The sequence below is a fragment of the Streptomyces sp. NPDC048696 genome (assembly GCF_043198895.1).
GTDB lineage: Bacteria > Actinomycetota > Actinomycetes > Streptomycetales > Streptomycetaceae > Streptomyces.
Genome location: NZ_JBICVJ010000004.1, coordinates 537,258 through 555,589 on the forward strand (window position 1 = coordinate 537,258; position 18,332 = coordinate 555,589).

Here is an 18,332-nt window from a genome sequence, read left to right on the forward strand (position 1 = left end):
CCGCGGTGGGGGTCCCCCCTGTTCGAGCGGAGTCGAGAACTTGGGGGAGCGAGCAACCCAGCACGGTCCGCAGACGAACGCGGCCAGAGCGGGGTGCAGGGGCGCAGCCTCGCTACCCACCCACCCCACCGGGGGGCCGGAGGCGGAGCCCCGTAGCGGGGTGCAGGGGGCGCAGCCCCCGCTCAGGGGTCCGGGGGCGTAGCCCCCGGGAGAGCCACCTCAACCCCCACCCACCCCCGGAGGGTTCAGGGAAGGGGCGGGGTGGGGCTCGTCAGCGTGAGGGCCTGGTCCAGCGCCTGGAGGAAGCGGTTCGTCGTCGGGCGGTCGCGGACCGCCACCCGCAGCCACTCCGGGCCCAGGCCCGGGAACGTGTCGCCGCGCCGCACGGCGAAGCCGAGCCCGCGCAACCGCTCCCGCACCTCCCCGCCTCCCACCACCCGCACCAGCACGAACGGCCCCTCCGCAGCCGCCACCACCCGTACCTCCTCGAACTCCGCGAGCCCGGCGAGCAGATGCGCCCGGTCGACCACCAGCCGCCGCGCCGCCTCGTCCGCCTCCGCCAGCGCCCGCGCGGACACACACGCCTGCGCCGCCACCAGCGCGGGCGTGGACACCGGCCACAGCGGCTGCGCCCGCTCCAGAGCCGCCACCACGGACGGCTCGGCCAGCACATAGCCGATGCGCAGGCCCGCGAGCCCCCACGTCTTGGTGAGGCTGCGCAGCACCACCAGACCGGGCACGTCCGTCCGGCCCGCCAGCGCCTCCCGCTCGCCCGGCACCGCGTCCATGAACGCCTCGTCGACGACCAACGTCCGCCCGGGCCGCGCGAGTTGAGCCAGCACCCCGCCCGGATGCAGCACCGACGTCGGGTTCGTCGGGTTGCCCACCACGACCAGGTCCGCCTCGGCCGGGACCGACGCGGGGTCGAGCCGGAAGCCGTCCCGCGCACGCAGCAGCACCCGCTCCACCGAGTGCCCCGCGTCCCGCAGCGCCGCCTCCGGCTCGGTGAACTGCGGGTGCACCACCACGGCATGACGGAACGTCAGAGCCCGTGCGAGCAGCACGAACGCCTCCGCCGCCCCCGCCGTGAGCAGTACCCGCTCCACCGGCAGCCCGTGCCGCGCCGCGACCGCCGCCCGCGCCGCCCGCCCGTCGGGGTAGGCGGCGAGGCCGGTCAGGGACGCCGCGATCTTCTCCCGCAGCCAGTCCGGGGGAGTGCCCGCCCGGACGTTGACCGCGAGATCGGTGAGGGCGACGCCGACGTCACGGACCTCGGCGTCGCCGTGGTGGCGCAGATCGTGCTCAGTGGTGTGCGTGCGCATGGCTGCCATGGTGGTGATGATGGTGGCCGTCGTCGTCCGGGTGGAAGTGGGGCTGCTGGGGCAGTCCCACCTTGTCCTCGAAGCCGGGCAGCGCGATCCGGTAGACGCAGGAGTCGCAGTTCATCCGCAGATCGCCCTTGACGGCCTCCCGGTAGCGCTCCATGACCAGCTCGTGCAGCTCCTCGGTGGCGCCGATGACGTCGGCCGAGCGCACGTCAAGCTCCGGGTGCGCGGCTGCCCACTCCTCGGTCTGCTGCCGCACCCGGTCCGGCAGGATGCCGGTGAACAGGAAGTACGGCAGGACCACGATCCGCCGGGCGCCCAGCTTCTCGCAGCGGTCGAGACCCGAGGGCACGTCGGGCGCCGCGAGCGACACGAACCCCGTCTCCACGCCCGCGTAACCGCGCCCCTCCCAGAACAGCCGGGCCGCCTTGTGCACCTCGGAGTTGGCGTCCGGGTCGGTGGAGCCCCGGCCGACGAGCAGCACCGTGACCTCGGACCGGTCGAGGTCGCCGATGACCTCGTCGACCCGCCGCTCCAGGACCGCGAGCAGCGACGGGTGCGGGCCGAGCGGTCGCCCGTAGGTGTAGGAGATACCGGGGTGGCGCTCCTTCTCGCGGGTGAGCGCGGCCGGTATGTCGCCCTTGGCGTGGCCCGCCGACACCAGCATCAGCGGTACCGCCGCGAACTTCTTGACCCCCCGCTCCACCAGGGCGGTGACGGCCTCGCCCAGCGGCGGCGGGGAGAGCTCGATGAACCCGCCGGCGACGGGCAGTTCGGGGTTGCGGCGGCCCAGCTCCTCGACGAACGAGCGGAACGCCTCGGCCCCCGCGTCGTCCCGGGTGCCGTGCCCGGCGATGAGCAGTGCGGGCTGGGTTTGGGGGGTGGTCACGGGTTCTCCTTGCCGAAGGGGTGGTACAGAAGGGCGTTGAGGGCGGCGGAGGCCACGGCCGAGCCGCCCTTCTCGGAAACATTGCTGATGGCCGGAAGGCCGCTCTCGCGCAGCGCCTGCTTGGACTCGACTGCCCCGACGAACCCGACGGGCAGGCCGATGACCAGCGCGGGCGCGGCGTCCAGGGTGAGGAGCTCTTCGAGCGCGGTGGGCGCGTTGCCGATCACCCAGAGCGCGCCGGGGCCCACCTCCTCGTACGCGAGCCGGATGGCGTGGGCCGAACGGGTAAGGCCCGGGCCGGACTTGGCGTCCCGCAGGCGGCAGACCGTCTCGCGCCGGGTGATTCCGGCCGCGACCATCTCGACGTCGGTGACGACGGGCGCCCCGCCGTGCAGCGCCGCGTGCGCCGCGCCCAGCGTCTGCTCGTCGCAGACCAGATCGGTCGCGTAGTCCAGGTCGGCGGCGGAGTGGACGACCCGCTCCACCACGGCCCGGGTCAGCGGCGCGAAGTGCGAGGTGTCCAGGCGGGCGCGCAGCCGCCGGTACGACTCCACCTCGATCGGATGGACCGTACGCTCCCAGGGCCTGCTCACTTGGCCTCCCCGGTGGCGGACTGCCAGCGGTAGCCGCGCGGTGTGACCATACGGCCGGCGATCTCGCGGGTGGCGGTGTTGCCGACGGTCACCACGGTCATCATGTCCACCGTCGCCGGATCGAGGGCGCCGAGCGTGCTCAGACGGCTGCTCTCGTCGGGGCGCGAGGCGTTGCGCACGACACCGACGGGGGTGTGCGGGGCGCGGTGGGTGGCGAGGATGCCGAGCGCCTTCGGCAGCTGCCAGTCACGGCCCCGGCTGCGCGGGTTGTAGAAGGTGACCACGATGTCCGCCTCGGCGGCCGCCCGCACCCGGCGCTCGATCACCTCCCACGGCGTGTGCAGATCCGACAGGCTGATCGAGACGTGGTCGTGCCCCAGCGGCGCGCCCAGGATCGCGGCGGCGGCCAGCGCGGCAGTCACGCCCGGCACGCCGACCACGTCGATGTCGTCGGCGGCCTCGGCGAGCGCGGGCGAGGCCATCGCGTACACCCCCGCGTCCCCCGAGCCGATCAGCGCGACCGCGTGCCCCTCGCGCGCCTCGGCGACGGCGGTACGAGCCCGCTCCTCCTCGGCGCCGAGCCCCGACTCCAGGACCGTGGTGCCCGGCCGCAGCAGATCGCGGATCTGGTCCACGTACTGGTCGAGCCCGACGAGCACCGAGGCGCGGCGCAGCTCGTCCTTGGCGCGCGGGGTGAGCAGATCGCGCGCGCCCGGGCCGAGCCCGACGACCGCGAGCCGGCCGCGCGGGGCCCGCCGTACGATCGCGCAGGTGGCCATCGCCGCCCGGCCCTCGGGCGCGGACTTCCGCTTGGGCACCACGAGTTCACCCCCACCGGCCAGGGCCGCGGCCTCCGCCACCGAAGGCGTCCCCACGGCGGCCAGCGGCGCGTCGGAGGGGTTCGGCACACTGACGGAGGCCAGTTCCTGGGAGGCGTACGTGGTGAGGGGCACCCCGAGCCGGGACGCGGCCCCGACGATGCCGGGCTCCTGCGCCTTCGCGTCCACGGTGGCCAGTTCGGCCACGCTCAGCGGGCTCAGGCCCGCGTCGGCGAGCGCGTCCTCGATCAGGCCCAGGACCTCCTCGACGGGCGCGTCCTTGGAGGCGCCGACGCCGACGACCAGGGACTTGGGGCGCAACACCGCGTCGCGGGGGCCGAGTTCCAGGAGGCGGTCGGTGAGGTGGAGGGTGACGTCGCACGCGTCCGGCGCGTCCGTGACGTTCGGCGGGAAGGCGGGCAGCGGCCACCGCGCGTCCGCCCGCAGCGCCACCGGCTCCCCGTCCAGGATCGCGCGCCCGACGGCGGCGACCGCCCCCTCGACCGGCAGGCCCAGGGTGTCCAGACCCGGCACGGACACCGCGTCCGTCGCCGTGGTCACCACCGGCGTACAGCCCAGTACGTCGGCTACCTCCTCGGTCAGCGCGTTCGCGCCGCCGCCGTGGCCGCCGAGGAGCGAGACCGCGAAGCGGACGCCCTCGTCGACGCAGACGACACCCGGGTCGGACGCCTTGTCCGCCAGGAGCGGGGCGAGCAGTCGGACGGTGGCGCCGGTGGCGAGGAAGCACACCAGGGCGTCGCACTCCGCGAAGGCCCGCTCCACGGCCTCCCGCACGGGTCCTTCGTACACCCGGACCCGGCCGGGCCAGGCCGCGGCGAGGCGGTCGCGGGCGGTGGCGCCCGCCGCCGTGGCGGAGATCAGGCCGATCACTGAACAGCTCCTTCGAGAACAGATGTCGCGGGGCGGTCGCCCCACAGCAGGAAGACGGGGTTGGTGGCCGCGAGCCGGGTCACGTCCCCGGGCAGCGGCGCCAGGCGCGAGGACTGGAGCAGCACACCGCCGGTGACCAGACCGGCCCCGGTGAGCGCCGCCCGTACCGCCGGCACCCGGTCGAGCGCGGCCAGCGCCACCACCACCGAGCGCCGGGCCCGGCGGGCGCAGGCGGTCACTATGGCGGGCAGCTCACGGCCGCCGCCGCCGATGAACACCGCGTCCGGATCGGTGAGATCGGACAGGACCGTGGGCGCCGCGCCGTGCACCACCCGGACGTCCACACCGTGCGCGGCCGCGTTGGCCCGGATGTGCTCGCAGCCCTCGGCGGTCTTCTCCACCGCGACCGCCGCCGCCCCGAACCGGGCGCACTCCACGGCGACCGAGCCCGACCCGGCCCCCACGTCCCAGACCAGATCGCCGAGCCGGGGCCCGAGCCGGGCCAGCGCGAGCGCCCGTACCTCGGCCTTGGTGATCATCGAGTCGCGGTGCGCGAACTCGCTCTCGTCCAGCGCCCACCGCTCGGGCGTGGCCCGGCCGCCCGCGACCGTCCGCACCGGCGACAGAGCCTTCTCCTCGTCCAGGCAGACGATCACGCTGACCGCGTCCCACTCCCGGGCCGCCGCCTCGGCAGGGGTCACCCGGACCAGTTGCTCCCGCTCCGGGTCGCCGAGGGCCGAGGCGACCACGAGCAGCCGGTCGGGCGCGCGGCGGGCGAGCTCGGCGCCCAGTTCGGCGGGCCCGGCGCCGGGGCCGGTGAGCACGGCGGTCTTCGGGTGCGCCCGGCACACATTGGCGGCCGTGCGCAGGTCCCGGCCGTGCGCGCTGACCACCAGCGCGTCGTCCCAGGGCAGCCCGAGCCGGGCGAACGCGACCGCGACCGCGGCGACCCCGGGCCGTACGTCGAGCGCCTGCGCCCCGAACCGCTCGGCCAGCGACCGCACGATCCCGAAGAAGCCTGGATCCCCGGAGGCCAGCACGACGACCCGGCCGCCCTCCTCGCGGTGCTTGGCGATGACGTCGAGCGCGGGCGCGAGCGGGCCGAGCACCAACCGCCGTGCGTCCGGCGGCAGTTCGGCCGCGTCCAGATGGCGGGCGGCGCCGGTGACCAGGGTGGCCCGGGCGAGCGCGGCCAGGGCGTCCGGTGCCAGCGGCGCGCCCGTCCCCGTACCGATGACGGTGATCATGACGGGGTGCGCTCCGCCTTCTCGGCCTTCAGGGCGCGGCGGGCGGCCGGGTCGGCGCGGCGGAAACCGTGGAAGTGGCCGGGGTGGTAGAGGTGCGAGCGAGTGCCGGAGGCCGACAGGGCGGGGCCCACCAGGAAGAGCGTGTGCTTCCAGAGCTTGTGCTCCTTCACCGTCTCCTCCAGGGTCTCGATGGTGCAGCGCAGCACCAGCTCCTCGGGCCAGGTCGCCTGGTACGCGATGACGATCGGGGTCGACGTCGGGTAGCCGCCCTCCAGCAGCTCCTGGACCAGCTGCCCGGAGCGGGCGGCGGACAGGAAGATCGCCATCGTGGTGCCGTGCCGGGCGAACTCGCGCACCTCCTCGCCCGGCGGCATCGGCGTCTTGCCGCCGCCCAGGCGCGTGAGGATGACGGACTGGGCGACCTCGGGGATGGTCAGCTCGCGCTGGGCTATCGCCGCGACCGCCGAGAACGACGAGACACCGGGGATGATCTCGACATCCAGGCCCAGCCCCGCCACCCGGTCCAGCTGCTCCTGGGTGCCGCCCCATAGGGCCGGGTCGCCGGAGTGGATCCTGGCCACCTTCAGCCCCTCGCGGGCGGCCCGCTCGTACACCCCGACGACGTCCTCCAGGGACATCGCCGCCGAGTCCAGGATCTCGGCGCCCTCGCGCGCGTGGTCCAGGACCTCGGCCTGCACCAGGCTCGCGGCCCAGATCACCACGTCGGCGTCGGCGATGGCCCGCGCGGCCCGGAATGTCAGCAGATCGGCGGCGCCGGGGCCGGCGCCGACGATCGTCACCTTGCCGGTGGTGGCATCGGCCATGGGAGGAGTCCTCTCGTACGTCACACAGTCGTCAAGCGAAATGCGCGGTGGTGGGTCAGTCGGTTAGCAAGGGCACATGGTGGTGGCCGTCGCGCTCGGCGCGTTCCTGATGACACTGGTCGGTGGCTGGACCGCCCAGCGCGTCACCGACCGGCGCCATCTGGTGCTGGGCCTCGCGGGCGGGCTGATGCTCGGCGTGGTCGGCCTGGACCTGCTGCCGGAGGCGCTGGACGCGGCGGGCGACGACGTCTTCGGCGTACCGGCCGCGCTGCTCCTGTTCGTGGGCGGCTTTCTCCTCGCCCACTTGGTGGAACGCCTGCTCGCGGTGCGCAGCGCGGCGCACGGAGCCGAATTCAACGGGGCAGCGCGCAGCGCTTCGATGAGGGGTGGTGGTCGGGAGACGGGAGGGCGCGCGCCGCAGGTGGGTCTGACGGCGGCCGCCGCGATGGTCGGGCACAGTCTGATGGACGGCGTCGCGATCGGTGCGGCGTTCCAGGTCGGCGCGGGCATGGGCGCGGCCGTGGCGATCGCCGTGATCACCCACGACTTCGCCGACGGCTTCAACACGTACACGATCACCAGCCTGTACGGGAACGAGAAGCGCAAGGCCGTCGCGATGCTGGTCGCGGACGCCTTCGCGCCGATGATCGGCGCCGCTTCCACGCTCCTGTTCACCCTTCCGGCCGAACTGCTCGGCGGGTATCTGGGCTTCTTCGGCGGGGTGCTGCTGTACCTGGCCGCCGCCGAGATCCTGCCCGAGGCCCACCATGAGCACCCCGCCCGCTCGACGCTGCTGTTCACCGTCGGGGGCGTGGCCTTCATCTGGCTGGTGGTGGGCCTCGCGCAGTGAACCCGGCGCCGGCGCGGTCACAGCTTGCCGCCGCGTCCGCCGTCGCGCCGGGCGGGCGCGATGAGCGTCGACAGATACGGCAGCGGGCCGCCGTCGAGATCGGCGGCCGGGCTGATGGACTCCTCGTCCAGGCCCAGCGCCGAGCCCCACACGGCGTCGTCGATCCGCCCGGTCGCCCGCAGCGCCGCCGCGACTTCGGCGGCCTGGCGCCCGAACTTGTACGCCACCACCGTGCCCGGCCCCTCAAGGGCGTCCTTGAGCACGGCGGATCCGGCGGTGACGGGGACGAGGGTCAGCGGCTCCGTCCCCTCCGTGAGCACCGCGCCGGAGCGGGCGGCGAGGTCCTGCATCGCGGTGATCCCGGGCACGGTCGCGATCTCGGTGCCCGGCACCAGCTCGCCGATGGTCTGGGCGAGATACGTGAACGTCGAGTACACATTGGGGTCGCCGATGGTCGCGAAGGCGACGCGCTCGTGCGCGCGCAGCAGCTTCGCGACCGTCTCGCCCGCCGCGTCCCAGGCCGCCTCGCGGCGCCCCCGGTCGGTGCGCTCGTTGAGCGCGAACACGACCCGTACGACCTTGTCCGCGTCCACGTAGTGGAGCACGGTCGCCTCGGCGCGGCCGCGCTCCCCGGTGTCCATGACGGGCACGACGACCACATCGGCACCCTGGAGCGCCTTGACGCCCTTCACGGTCACCAGCTCCGGGTCCCCGGGCCCCACTCCGACTCCGACCAGCCTGCTCATCCGGCACACCTCTCCACGAACCGACGGGCGACGGTGGGCCGGGCGGCCCAGTGCGTATGCAGATAGCTCGCGTGCACGCCCTGTTGTACGAACCCTTCGACCCGGCGCTCCGGGTGCACCAGACCCCACGCGGGCGCGGGCCCCGCCCCCGGGTCGAGGACGGTCCGGTGGAACTCGTGCCCGCGCAGCCGCGTTCCGGCCTCGGCCAGGCAACTGTCGCCCACGGCCACGGCCTCCCGGTACCCGAGTGTCAGCCGCTGCGACATCCGCGCTTCGGCGTCCAGGACGCCGCACATCGGCTGTCCGTCGAGCGAGCGCGCCAGATAGAGCAGCCCGGCGCACTCGGCGGCGACGGGCGCCCCGGACCGCGCCAGCTCGCCGACGGCCTTGCGCAGCGGCTCATTGGCGCTGAGCTCCGCCGCGTACACCTCGGGGAACCCGCCGCCGATCACCAATCCGGCGGTTTCGGCGGGCAGTTGCTCGTCCCTGAGCGGATCGAACACGACGACCTCCGCCCCGGCGGCGGCCAGCAGCTCCGCATGCTCGGCATAGGAGAAGCTGAAGGCGGCGCCACCGGCGAGGGCGACGACGGGGCCTGCGGCCCCTGTTCCCCCCGGCTCCTCGTAGCCCGGAGGAACCGGACCCCCTGGGGACGCGGGGAACCGCGTGAGCAACCCGGCACGGTCTGCGGACGAAGCCCTCGCCGCCTCCCACGGCTCGCAGTCGAGCCCCGGCGCCGACCGGGCCAGCGCGAGGAGCGCGGCCAGGTCGCAGCCCTGTCGTACCTGTTCCGCCATCGCCGCGATCGCGGCCACCGCGTCCGGGCGGCGCTCGGCGACCGGGACGAGGCCGAGGTGCCGCGACGGCGTCGCCACCGGCGCGGCGCGCCGCAGGGCGCCAAGCACGGGCACCCCCGACTCCTCCAGCGCCTCCCGCAGCACCGTCTCGTGCCGGTCCGAACCGACCTTGTTCAGGATCACGCCGCCGATCCGCACCTCGGGATCCCACGACGCGAACCCGTGCACGAGCGCCGCCACCGACCGCGACTGCGACGACGCGTCCACGACCAGCACCACCGGCGCCCGCAGCAGCTTCGCCACGTGGGCGGTGGAGGCCAGCTCGCCGTGGCCCGACGCCCCGTCGTACAGGCCCATCACGCCCTCGACCACGGCGACGTCACAGCCCCGCGCCCCGTGCGCGAACAGCGGAGCCATCAATTCCGCACCGCACATGTACGCGTCGAGGTTGCGCCCCGGGCGCCCTGTGGCCAGGGCGTGGTAGCCGGGGTCGATGTAGTCCGGCCCCACCTTGTGCGGGGAAACGGCGAGCCCGGTCGCGGCGAACGCGGCCATCAGGCCCGTCGCGACCGTGGTCTTCCCGCTGCCCGACGACGGCGCGGCGATGACGAGACGTGCTACCACTCGATACCCCGCTGCCCCTTCTGACCGGCGTCCATCGGATGCTTGACCTTGGACATGTCGGTCACCAGGTCCGCGAAGTCCACCAGCTTCTCGGGTGCGTTGCGGCCCGTGATCACCACGTGCTGGGTCCCCGGACGGTCGCGCAGCACCGCGATCACCTCGTCGGTGTCGATCCAGCCCCAGTGCATCGGGTAGGCGAACTCGTCGAGCACGTACAGCTTGTACGTCTCGGCCGCCAGGTCCCGCTTGACCTGTTCCCAGCCCTCGCGGGCCTTCTCCTCGTTCTCCTCGTTGGACGGCTCGCCCTGCGAGGGGGCGCGCTGGATCCACGACCAGCCCTCGCCCATCTTGTGCCAGGCGACGCTCCCGCCCTCGCCGGAGGCGCCGAGCACCTTCAGCGCGTTCTCCTCGCCGACCTTCCACTTCGCCGACTTGACGAACTGGAACACCCCGATCGGCCACCCCTGGTTCCAGGCCCGCAGCGCGAGCCCGAAGGCCGCCGTCGACTTGCCCTTGCCGATGCCCGTGTGCACCACGACCAGCGGCCGGTTCCGCCGCTGACGGGTCGTCAGACCGTCCTGCGGCACCATGCTCGGCTGTCCCTGCGGCATCAGGCGGCCCTCCTGTTCGTCCCCTGTACGTCCTTGACCAGACCGGCGATCGAGTCGGCCCGCAGCTCGTCGAGCGTGACCGCCGGACCGCCGAGCTCGCGCGCCAGCTCCGCCGCGAGACCCAGGCGCACCGGGCCCGACTCGCAGTCCACGACCACCGACGCGGTGCCCTCGGCCGCGAGCAGCCGGGCCGACCGGCCCGCGAGCGCCACCGGGTCGACGCCGCCGGTGGCGCGCCCGTCCGTCACCACCACGAGAAGCGGCCGCCGCGACGGATCCCGCATGCGCTCGACCCGCAGCACGTCGTGCGCCTTGAGCAGCCCGGCCGCGAGCGGGGTGCGCCCGCCCGTCGGCAGCGACTCCAGGCGCACCGCCGCCGCGTCCACCGACGACGTCGGCGGCAGCGCCACCTCCGCGTCCTTGCCCCGGAAGGTGACCAGGCCGACCTTGTCCCGCCGCTGGTAGGCGTCGAGGAGCAGCGAGAGCACCGCGCCCTTGACCGCGCCCATCCGCTGCCGGGCCGCCATCGACCCGGACGCGTCGACGACGAAGAGCACGAGGTTGCCCTCGCGGCCCTCCCGCGTCGCCTGCCGCAGATCGTCGCGCCGCACGACAAGGCCCCGGCCCGAACGCCCGCGCGCCCGCTGGTGCGGCGCGGCCGCCTGCACGGTCGCCGCCAAGTGCAGCTTGGTGAGCGCGCCCTGGGGACGGCGGGCGCCCGTGGTCCGGCCGTGTGCCGTGCGCGCCCGCGACCGGCGCCCGGCCGTGCCCTCGCCGAGCCCCGGCACGCTCAGCATCTTCGTACGGAACGGCTCACCGGCCCGTACGGCCTGCTGCTCGCCCGCTCCGGAAGGCTGCGGCTCGCCGCCCTCGGCCGCCTCGGGGCGCGCGGGGGTGTCCCCGGCGCCGCCGTCCTGCGACGGCCCGTCGTTCTGCGGCGGCTGCCCGCCGCCACCGCCCGGACCGTCCGGATCCGGGTCGTCGTCCCCGTCCGGCTCCCCGAACTCCTGCAGGGTGTCGTCGAGTTTGTCCTCGTCGAGGCCCGGCGCGTCGAACGGGTTGCGGCGCCTGCGGTGCGGCAGCGCGAGCAGCGCCGCCTGCCGGACGTCCTCGGCGAGCACATCCGTACGCCCCGCCCACGCGGCCAGCGCGGTCGCGGTGCGGGCCATCACGATGTCGGCCCGCATGCCGTCGACCTCGAAGGCCGCGCAGGTGGCCGCGATCTGCCGCAACGCGCCGTCGCCGAGCCGGACTTCGGGCAGCAGCGCCCGCGCCGCGACGATCCGCGCCCGCACGGCCGCTTCCTCGTCGGCCCAGCGCGCCGCGAAGGCGGCCGGGTCGTCGTCGTACGCGAGCCGCCTGCGGACCACTTCGACCCGCTGGTCCGGCTCCCGGGAGGCCGCGACCTCGACGGTCAGCCCGAACCGGTCGAGGAGCTGGGGCCTGAGCTCCCCCTCCTCCGGGTTCATGGTCCCGACCAGCAGGAAGCGCGCCGCGTGCCGTACGGAGACGCCCTCGCGCTCCACATACGAGGCGCCCATGGCGGCGGCGTCGAGGAGCAGGTCGACCAGGTGGTCGTGGAGGAGGTTGACCTCGTCCACGTACAGGATCCCGCGGTGGGCGTGGGCGAGCAGCCCGGGCTCGAAGGCCTTCACGCCGTCCGCGAGCGCCCGCTCGATGTCGAGCGCGCCGACCAGGCGGTCCTCGGAGGCGCCGACCGGCAGCTCCACCATCCGCGCGGCCCGCGCCGCCCCGGTCCCGGCCTCGTGCGGCCCGTCCGGGCAGGCCGGATCGGGGCCGGCGGGGTCGCAGGAGAACCGGCATCCCGCTATCACGTCGACCTCGGGCAGCAGCGCCGAAAGCGCCCGCACGGCGGTCGACTTGGCGGTGCCCTTCTCGCCGCGTACGAGGACTCCGCCGACCGCCGGGGACACGGCGTTCAGCAGCAGTCCGAGCCGCAGATCGTCCTGCCCGACGATCGCGCTGAACGGATAAGGCGTGCTCATGCGTCGTCACCCTCCAGGTCGCCCTCAAGCTGCAGATAGGTCGCGCGCAGCTGCTCCAGCGTCTGTGCGTCCGGCTCGGCCCACAGCCCCCGGTCCGCCGCCTCCAGCAGCCGTTCCGTGATGCCGCGCAGCGCCCAGGGGTTGGACTTGCGCATGAACTCCTGGTTCTCCTCGGAGAACACGTACTCCGCCGACAACTTCTCGTACATCCAGTCGTCGACCACCCCCGCCGTCGCGTCGTACCCGAACAGGTAGTCCACGGTCGCGGCCATCTCGAAGGCGCCCTTGTAGCCGTGGCGCCGCATCGCCGCCATCCAGCGCGGGTTGACCACGCGCGCGCGGAAGACGCGGTGGGTCTCCTCGCCCAGGGTGCGGGTCTTGATCTGGTCCGGTGTCGCCGAGTCGCCCACATACGCCTCGGGCGACTCACCCGTCAGATGCCGCACCATGGCGACCATGCCGCCGTGGTACTGGAAGTAGTCGTCCGCGTCGACCAGGTCGTGCTCGCGCGTGTCGACGTTCTTCGCGGCCACCGCGATCCGGCGGAACGCCGTCTCCATGTCGCCCCGGGCCGCCCGGCCGTCGAGCCCGCGACCGTAGGCGTAGCCGCCCCAGACCGCGTACACCTCGGCGAGGTCCGCGTCGCTGCGCCAGTTGCGCGCGTCGATCAGCGGCAGCAGGCCCGCCCCGTACGCGCCCGGCTTGGAGCCGAAGATACGGGCCGTGGCGCGGCGGCGGTCGCCGTGCTCGGCCGTGTCCTCGTCGGCGTGCGCCCGGACGTAGTTGGACTCGGCCGGCTCGTCGAGCTCGGCCACCGTCCGTACCGCGTCGTCGATCAGGCCCACCACATGCGGGAACGCGTCCCGGAAGAAGCCCGAGATGCGGACCGTGACATCGATGCGCGGGCGGCCCAGCTCCGCGACCGGCACCACCTCGAAGCCGGTCACGCGGCGCGACGCGTCGTCCCACACCGGGCGACAGCCGAGCAGCGCCAGGATCTCGGCGATGTCGTCGCCCTGGGTGCGCATCGCGGAGGTGCCCCAGACGGTGAGGCCCACCGACTTCGGGTACGCCCCGGTGTCCGCGAGGTAGCGCGCGATCAGCGAGTCGGCCAGCGCCTGGCCGACCTCCCACGACAGCCGGGACGGGATCGCCTTGGGGTCGACCGAGTAGAAGTTCCGGCCGGTCGGCAGCACGTTGACCAGGCCCCGGGTGGGGGAGCCGGACGGGCCCGCCGGGACGTAACCGCCGTCAAGCGCGCGCAGGATGTGGGTGATCTCGTCCGTCGTACGGGCCAGGCGCGGCACCACCTCGCGGCAGGCGAACTCCAGGACCGCGACCGCGTCCGGGAGCTCCGTACCCAGCACGTCGCCGACCAGCGCCCCGCACGCGGACGCGTCCCAGGAGCGCTCCTCCATGCCCTGTGCCAAGCGGCGGCACAGCTGCTCCAGGAGGTCGATCGCGTCGGCCGCCGTACGGGCCGGGCCGTCGACCAGGTCGCTGAGCTCGACCGGGACCTTCACCGGCGTTCCCGGCTCGGCGAGCAGCTCCTTCTCCACGAGGCCGAAGTGCTCGGCCAGCGAGGCGCGCAGACCGGGCAGCGCGTTGGCCTGGCCGCCCCAGACCTGGGAGGCGCGCAGCACCGCGAGCACCAGGTTGACCCGGGGCTCGGCCTCCGGGCCGCCGCCCAGGATGTGCAGGCCGTCGCGGATCTGGACGTCCTTGATCTCGCAGAGATAGCCGTCGATGTGCATGACGAACTCGTCGAAGTCGCCGTCGTCCGGCTGCTCGTCGACATGCAGGTCGTGGTGGAGCTCGGCGGCCTTCACCAGCGTCCAGATCTGCGCCCGCACCGCCGGGGCCTTCGTCGGGTCGAGGTCGCTGACCAGCGCGTACTCATCGAGCAGCTGCTCCAGCTTGGCCAGGTCGCCATAGGTGTCGGCGCGGGCCATCGGCGGCACCAGGTGGTCCACGACGGTGGCGTGGCCGCGCCGCTTGGCCTGGGTGCCCTCGCCCGGGTCGTTGACGATGAACGGGTAGACGAGCGGGAGGTCGCCCAGGACCGCGTCCGGGCCGCAGCCCGACGACAGGCCGAGGCCCTTGCCCGGCAGCCACTCCATCGTGCCGTGCTTGCCCATGTGGACGATCGCGTCGGCGCCGAAGCTGTTCTCCAGCCAGCGGTACGCCGCCATGTAGTGGTGCGAGGGCGGCATGTCCGGGTCGTGGTAGATCGCGATCGGGTTCTCGCCGAAGCCGCGCGGCGGCTGGATCATCACGACGACGTTGCCGAACTGGAGGGAGGCCAGCACGATGTCGTCGCCGTCCACATACAGTTGGCCCGGCGGCTCGCCCCAGTGCTCCAGCATGCTGTCGCGCAGCTCGGGCTCCAGCTTCTCGAACCAGGCTCGGTAGTCGGCGAGCGGCACGCGCGCGGGGGCGGCGGCCAGCTGCTCCTCGGTCAGCCACTCCACGTCGTGGCCACCGGCGTTGATCAGCCGGTGGATCAGCTCGTCGCCGTTGTCCGGGTGGCCCTCGACCCCGTACCCCGCGTCCCGCAGCGCGTCCAGGACGCGGACGGCGGAGGCGGGGGTGTCCAGGCCCACCGCGTTGCCGACGCGCGAGTGCTTGGTGGGGTAGGCGGTGAAGACGAGCGCCAGCTTCTTCTCGGCGTTCGGCTTGTGCTTCAACTTGGCGTGCCGTACGGCGATTCCGGCGACGCGCGCGGCCCGCTCGGGGTCGGCGACGTAGACCGGGACGTCGTCCGGGCCCTGCTCCTTGAAGGAGAACGGGACCGTGATCAGCCGTCCGTCGAACTCGGGGATGGCGACCTGCATCGCGGCGTCCATGGGGGAGACGGCGGCGTCCGACGCCTCCCAGGCGGCCTTGGACGAGGTGAGGCAGAGCCCCTGCAGCACGGGGACGTTCAGGTCGGCCAGGGCGCCGATGTCCCACGCCTCCTCGTCGCCGCCCGCGCTCGCCTGGGAGGCGGTGGTGCCGCCCGCGGCGAGGACGGTGGCGATCAGCGCGTCCGCCTTGGCCAGCTCTTCGTAGAGCGCGTCCTCGGCGCCGCGCAGTGAACTCACGTACACCGCGAGGGCGTTGGCGCCCCGGTCCTCGATCCTCTCGCAGAGCACATCGACGAACGAGGTGTTCCCGGAGAGCTCATGGGCGCGGTAGAAGAGCACGCCCACGGTGGGGCGACCCGGCACGTACGCGCGCGTGCCGTGCACGCCCCACTCCGGCATCTTCTGCGGCTCCGCGAAGCCGACGCCCGTGAGCAGCACGGTGTCGGAGAGGAACCGGGCCAGCTCCACGAGGTTGCCGGGGCCGCCCTCGACCAGATAGCGCAGGGCCTCCGCGACCACACCGGCCGGGACCGACGACTCGGCCATCAGCTCCGCGTCCGGCACGGACTCACCGCCGAGCAGCACGGTCGGGATCCCGGACGCCTTGAGCGCCGCGAGCCCGTCCTCCCAGGCGCGTTTGCCGCCCAGCAGGCGCACGACGGCCACGGACGCGCCCTCGATCAGCGCGGGCAGCTCCTCGGCCACGTCGATACGGGTCGGGTTGCCGATCCGGTAGGGCGCCCCGGAGGCCCGGGCCGCCAGCAGATCCGTGTCGGCGGTCGACAACAACAGCACAGTGCTCATGCGGGTGCTCCAGGTGCGATGAAGGGAAGTCCTGCGGGCGCGCCCTGCTCGATGAGGCGCATCAGCGCGTCCGTGTCCGCGTGTTCTTCGATGAGGTCGCCGAGGCGGTCCAGCTGCTCTTCGCGCAGCGCGCCGAACGACGTGTCCGGGGCGGGCACGAAACGCCGGCCTGCGGCGCTCGCGACCCGCTCCAGGAACCGTCGCCTGAATCCGTCGCTCTCAAGTGACCCGTGCCAGTGCGTCCCCCAGACCGCACCGACCCGGCATCCGTCCAAGAAGGCTTCCCCGCCAAACACTTCCGCGACGCCGTGGTGGATCTCGTATCCGTCCACGCGCTCGCCCAGCGCCTCGCCGGTCGGCCGTGCAAGTGTCTTCTCGGCCGCGAACCGCACCCGCACGGGCAGCAGTCCGAGACCCGTCACGGAACCCGCCCGTGACTCGACCTCGTCATCGATGTGCTCACCGAGCACCTGGAACCCGCCGCAGATCCCCAGCACCGGACGCCCCTCGGCCGCCCTGCGCGCCAGCTCCCGCGCCAGCCCCCGCTCCCTCAGCCATTCCAACGCCCGGACCGTGCCCCGGGTTCCCGGCACGACGACCAGATCCGCGTCGGCCAGTTCCTCGGGCCGGTCCACGAACCGTACGACCACGCCGGGTTCGGCGGCGAGCGCGTCGACGTCGGTGAAGTTGGACATCAGCGGGATCGCGCAGACCGCGACCCGCAGCACGTCCTCGCCCACCGGCGGCGCGACGACCGACTCGCGCACGGCGCCGCGCAGGGAGACCCGCAGGCCGTCCTCCTCGTCGATGCCGAGCCCGTGCGCGTACGGCAGGATCCCGTACGTGTGCCGCCCGGTGAGGCCGCGCAGCATGTCGATGCCGGGCTGGAGCAACGAGACGTCGCCGCGGAACTTGTTGACGATGTACCCGGCGACCAGCGCCTGGTCCTCGGGGCTCAGCAGCGCCGTCGTACCGAAGAACGAGGCGAAGACCCCGCCCCGGTCGATGTCGCCGACCACGACCACCGGGAGCCTCGCGGCGCGCGCGATGCCCATGTTGACGATGTCGGTACGCCGCAGGTTGATCTCGGCCGGACTGCCCGCCCCCTCGCAGATCACGGCGTCATATGTGCCCCGCAGCCGCTCCAGACAGTCCACGACGGTCCCGAGAAGCGCTTCCTGGCGCCCGCCGTGGTAGCCGCTGGCGCTCAGTTCGCCCACCGGCTTGCCCATCAGTACGACCTGGCTCGACCGGTCGCTCCCCGGCTTGAGCAGCACGGGGTTCATCAGCGCCGACGGCTCCACGCGCGCGGCCTGGGCCTGCATGGCCTGGGCGCGCCCGATCTCGGCGCCCTCGCGCGTGACGAAGGAGTTGAGGGACATGTTCTGTCCCTTGAAGGGCGCCACTTTGACGCCCTGGCGCACCAGCCACCGGCAGATCCCGGCGGTGACGACGCTCTTCCCGGCGTCGGACGTGGTGCCCGCGACCAGCAGTCCGCCCCTCATGTACGTACCTTCCTCACCGCGATCGCCACTCCCAGCGCCAGCCAGCCCACCCGCCGCGACAGCCTCACCGCCCGCTCGATGTCCGGAACTTCCACGGCCCGCCCGCCGTTGTTGAGCACGGGACGGTGCTCGACCCTGCCGCCGTAGGAGAGGGTGCCGCCGAGGCGTACGCCGAGGGCGCCCGCGAACGACGCCTCGACGGGGCCGGCGTTGGGGCTCGGGTGCTTGCGGGCGTCGGCCCGCCACGCGCGCGCGGCGGCGCGCGGCGCGCCCCCGGCGGCCACGGCGAGCGCGGCGGTGAGCCGGGCGCCGGGCCAGCCCGCCACGTCGTCCAGGCGTGCCGAGGCCCACCCGTAGCGCAGATGGCGCGGCGAACGGTGACCGACCATCGCGTCCAGGGTGTTGACCGCCCGGAACGCCACCAGGCCGGGCACCCCCGCGAGCGCGCCCCACACCAGCGCGCCGACCACGGCGTCGGAGGTGTTCTCGGCGACGGACTCGACGACCGCGCGCGCGATGCCCGGCGCGTCCAGGGACTGCGGGTCGCGCCCGCACAGATGCGGCAGCCGCGCGCGGGCGGCCTCGGTGTCCCCGGCTTCGAGCGCCGCGCCGATCGCGCGCGCCTCCCGGCCCAGCGAAGTGCCGCCCACGACGGCCCAGGTGGCGGCGGCGGTCAGCGCGACGGACGCGGCGGGACGGCCGCGCGTCGCGCGCGTGGCGAGCAGCGCGGCGCTCGCGGCGCCGCCGGCGCACACGGCGGTGTGCAGTGCGCCCCAGCCCCGGTGGTCGCGCCACAGCGCGCGCTCGACGGCGGCCGCGGCGCGGCCGAACGCGGCGACCGGGTGCCCCCGGCGCGGATCGCCCAGGAGCAGGTCGCCGAGGAGCCCGGCGGTGGCGCCGTACGCGAAAGTGCGATCGGCACGCATGGGGTCAGTCCGCCGCGATGCCGCGGAGAG

14 protein-coding genes are annotated in these 18,332 nt (G+C 74.1%); 1 reads left to right on the forward strand and 13 read right to left on the reverse strand.

All coding sequences use genetic code 11. From position 1 onward, the window contains the following. Positions 1-245: 245 nt before the first annotated feature. The 6 genes from cobC to cobM are packed head-to-tail and all read right to left on the reverse strand — an operon-like array spanning position 246 to position 6,587. Positions 246-1,331 (reverse strand): Rv2231c family pyridoxal phosphate-dependent protein CobC, encoded by a 1,086-nt coding sequence (cobC, locus tag ACGFRG_RS11555; protein WP_393263274.1) that lies wholly within the window; start codon positions 1,329-1,331, stop codon positions 246-248. Beyond that, positions 1,303-2,214 carry a sirohydrochlorin chelatase gene (locus ACGFRG_RS11560; protein WP_393263276.1) on the reverse strand — a complete coding sequence of 304 codons (912 nt, stop codon included), beginning with the start codon at positions 2,212-2,214 and terminating at the stop codon, positions 1,303-1,305. The genes cobC and ACGFRG_RS11560 overlap by 29 nt, the downstream gene beginning before the upstream one ends. Beyond that, positions 2,211-2,807 carry a precorrin-8X methylmutase gene (locus tag ACGFRG_RS11565; RefSeq protein WP_393263278.1) on the reverse strand — a complete coding sequence of 199 codons (597 nt, stop codon included), beginning with the start codon at positions 2,805-2,807 and terminating at the stop codon, positions 2,211-2,213. Before ACGFRG_RS11565 ends, ACGFRG_RS11560 begins: the two co-directional genes overlap by 4 nt. After that, positions 2,804-4,516, reverse strand: coding sequence for a precorrin-3B C(17)-methyltransferase (gene cobJ, locus ACGFRG_RS11570; protein ID WP_361429132.1), 1,713 nt, complete (start codon positions 4,514-4,516; stop codon positions 2,804-2,806). The genes ACGFRG_RS11565 and cobJ overlap by 4 nt, the downstream gene beginning before the upstream one ends. Continuing rightward, on the reverse strand, positions 4,513-5,763 hold the full coding sequence (gene cbiE, locus ACGFRG_RS11575; RefSeq protein WP_393263280.1) for a precorrin-6y C5,15-methyltransferase (decarboxylating) subunit CbiE: 1,251 nt from the start codon (positions 5,761-5,763) through the stop codon (positions 4,513-4,515). Before cbiE ends, cobJ begins: the two co-directional genes overlap by 4 nt. Further along, a complete protein-coding gene (cobM, locus tag ACGFRG_RS11580) occupies positions 5,760-6,587 on the reverse strand; it encodes a precorrin-4 C(11)-methyltransferase (protein WP_361429136.1) in 828 nt (275 codons plus the stop codon). The genes cbiE and cobM overlap by 4 nt, the downstream gene beginning before the upstream one ends. A gap of 76 nt (positions 6,588-6,663) precedes the next feature. Between cobM and ACGFRG_RS11585 the strand changes: the two genes are divergently transcribed. Beyond that, on the forward strand, positions 6,664-7,437 hold the full coding sequence (locus ACGFRG_RS11585; RefSeq protein ID WP_393263282.1) for a ZIP family metal transporter: 774 nt from the start codon (positions 6,664-6,666) through the stop codon (positions 7,435-7,437). A 17-nt stretch (positions 7,438-7,454) separates the two neighbouring features. Here the strand turns inward: ACGFRG_RS11585 and cobI are convergent, their stop codons facing one another. The 7 genes from cobI to ACGFRG_RS11620 are packed head-to-tail and all read right to left on the reverse strand — an operon-like array spanning position 7,455 to position 18,302. Further along, complete coding sequence (gene cobI / locus ACGFRG_RS11590; protein WP_361429140.1) at positions 7,455-8,183, reverse strand: precorrin-2 C(20)-methyltransferase; 729 nt, start codon at positions 8,181-8,183, stop codon at positions 7,455-7,457. Then, positions 8,180-9,604, reverse strand: coding sequence for a cobyrinate a,c-diamide synthase (locus ACGFRG_RS11595; RefSeq protein WP_393263284.1), 1,425 nt, complete (start codon positions 9,602-9,604; stop codon positions 8,180-8,182). The genes cobI and ACGFRG_RS11595 overlap by 4 nt, the downstream gene beginning before the upstream one ends. Further along, positions 9,598-10,215 (reverse strand): cob(I)yrinic acid a,c-diamide adenosyltransferase, encoded by a 618-nt coding sequence (cobO, locus tag ACGFRG_RS11600; protein ID WP_361429144.1) that lies wholly within the window; start codon positions 10,213-10,215, stop codon positions 9,598-9,600. Before cobO ends, ACGFRG_RS11595 begins: the two co-directional genes overlap by 7 nt. Next, a complete protein-coding gene (locus tag ACGFRG_RS11605) occupies positions 10,215-12,221 on the reverse strand; it encodes a putative cobaltochelatase (RefSeq protein WP_393263286.1) in 2,007 nt (668 codons plus the stop codon). The genes cobO and ACGFRG_RS11605 overlap by 1 nt, the downstream gene beginning before the upstream one ends. Beyond that, the gene (gene cobN, locus ACGFRG_RS11610) at positions 12,218-15,871 is read right to left on the reverse strand and encodes a cobaltochelatase subunit CobN (protein WP_393263288.1); all 3,654 of its coding nucleotides are present in this window, start codon (positions 15,869-15,871) and stop codon (positions 12,218-12,220) included. The genes ACGFRG_RS11605 and cobN overlap by 4 nt, the downstream gene beginning before the upstream one ends. After that, on the reverse strand, positions 15,868-17,376 hold the full coding sequence (locus ACGFRG_RS11615; protein ID WP_393263290.1) for a cobyric acid synthase: 1,509 nt from the start codon (positions 17,374-17,376) through the stop codon (positions 15,868-15,870). Before ACGFRG_RS11615 ends, cobN begins: the two co-directional genes overlap by 4 nt. After that, entirely contained in the window at positions 17,373-18,302 is a 930-nt protein-coding gene (locus tag ACGFRG_RS11620; protein ID WP_361429152.1) for a cobalamin biosynthesis protein, read from the reverse strand. The genes ACGFRG_RS11615 and ACGFRG_RS11620 overlap by 4 nt, the downstream gene beginning before the upstream one ends. Between the last annotated feature and the right edge of the window lie 30 nt (positions 18,303-18,332).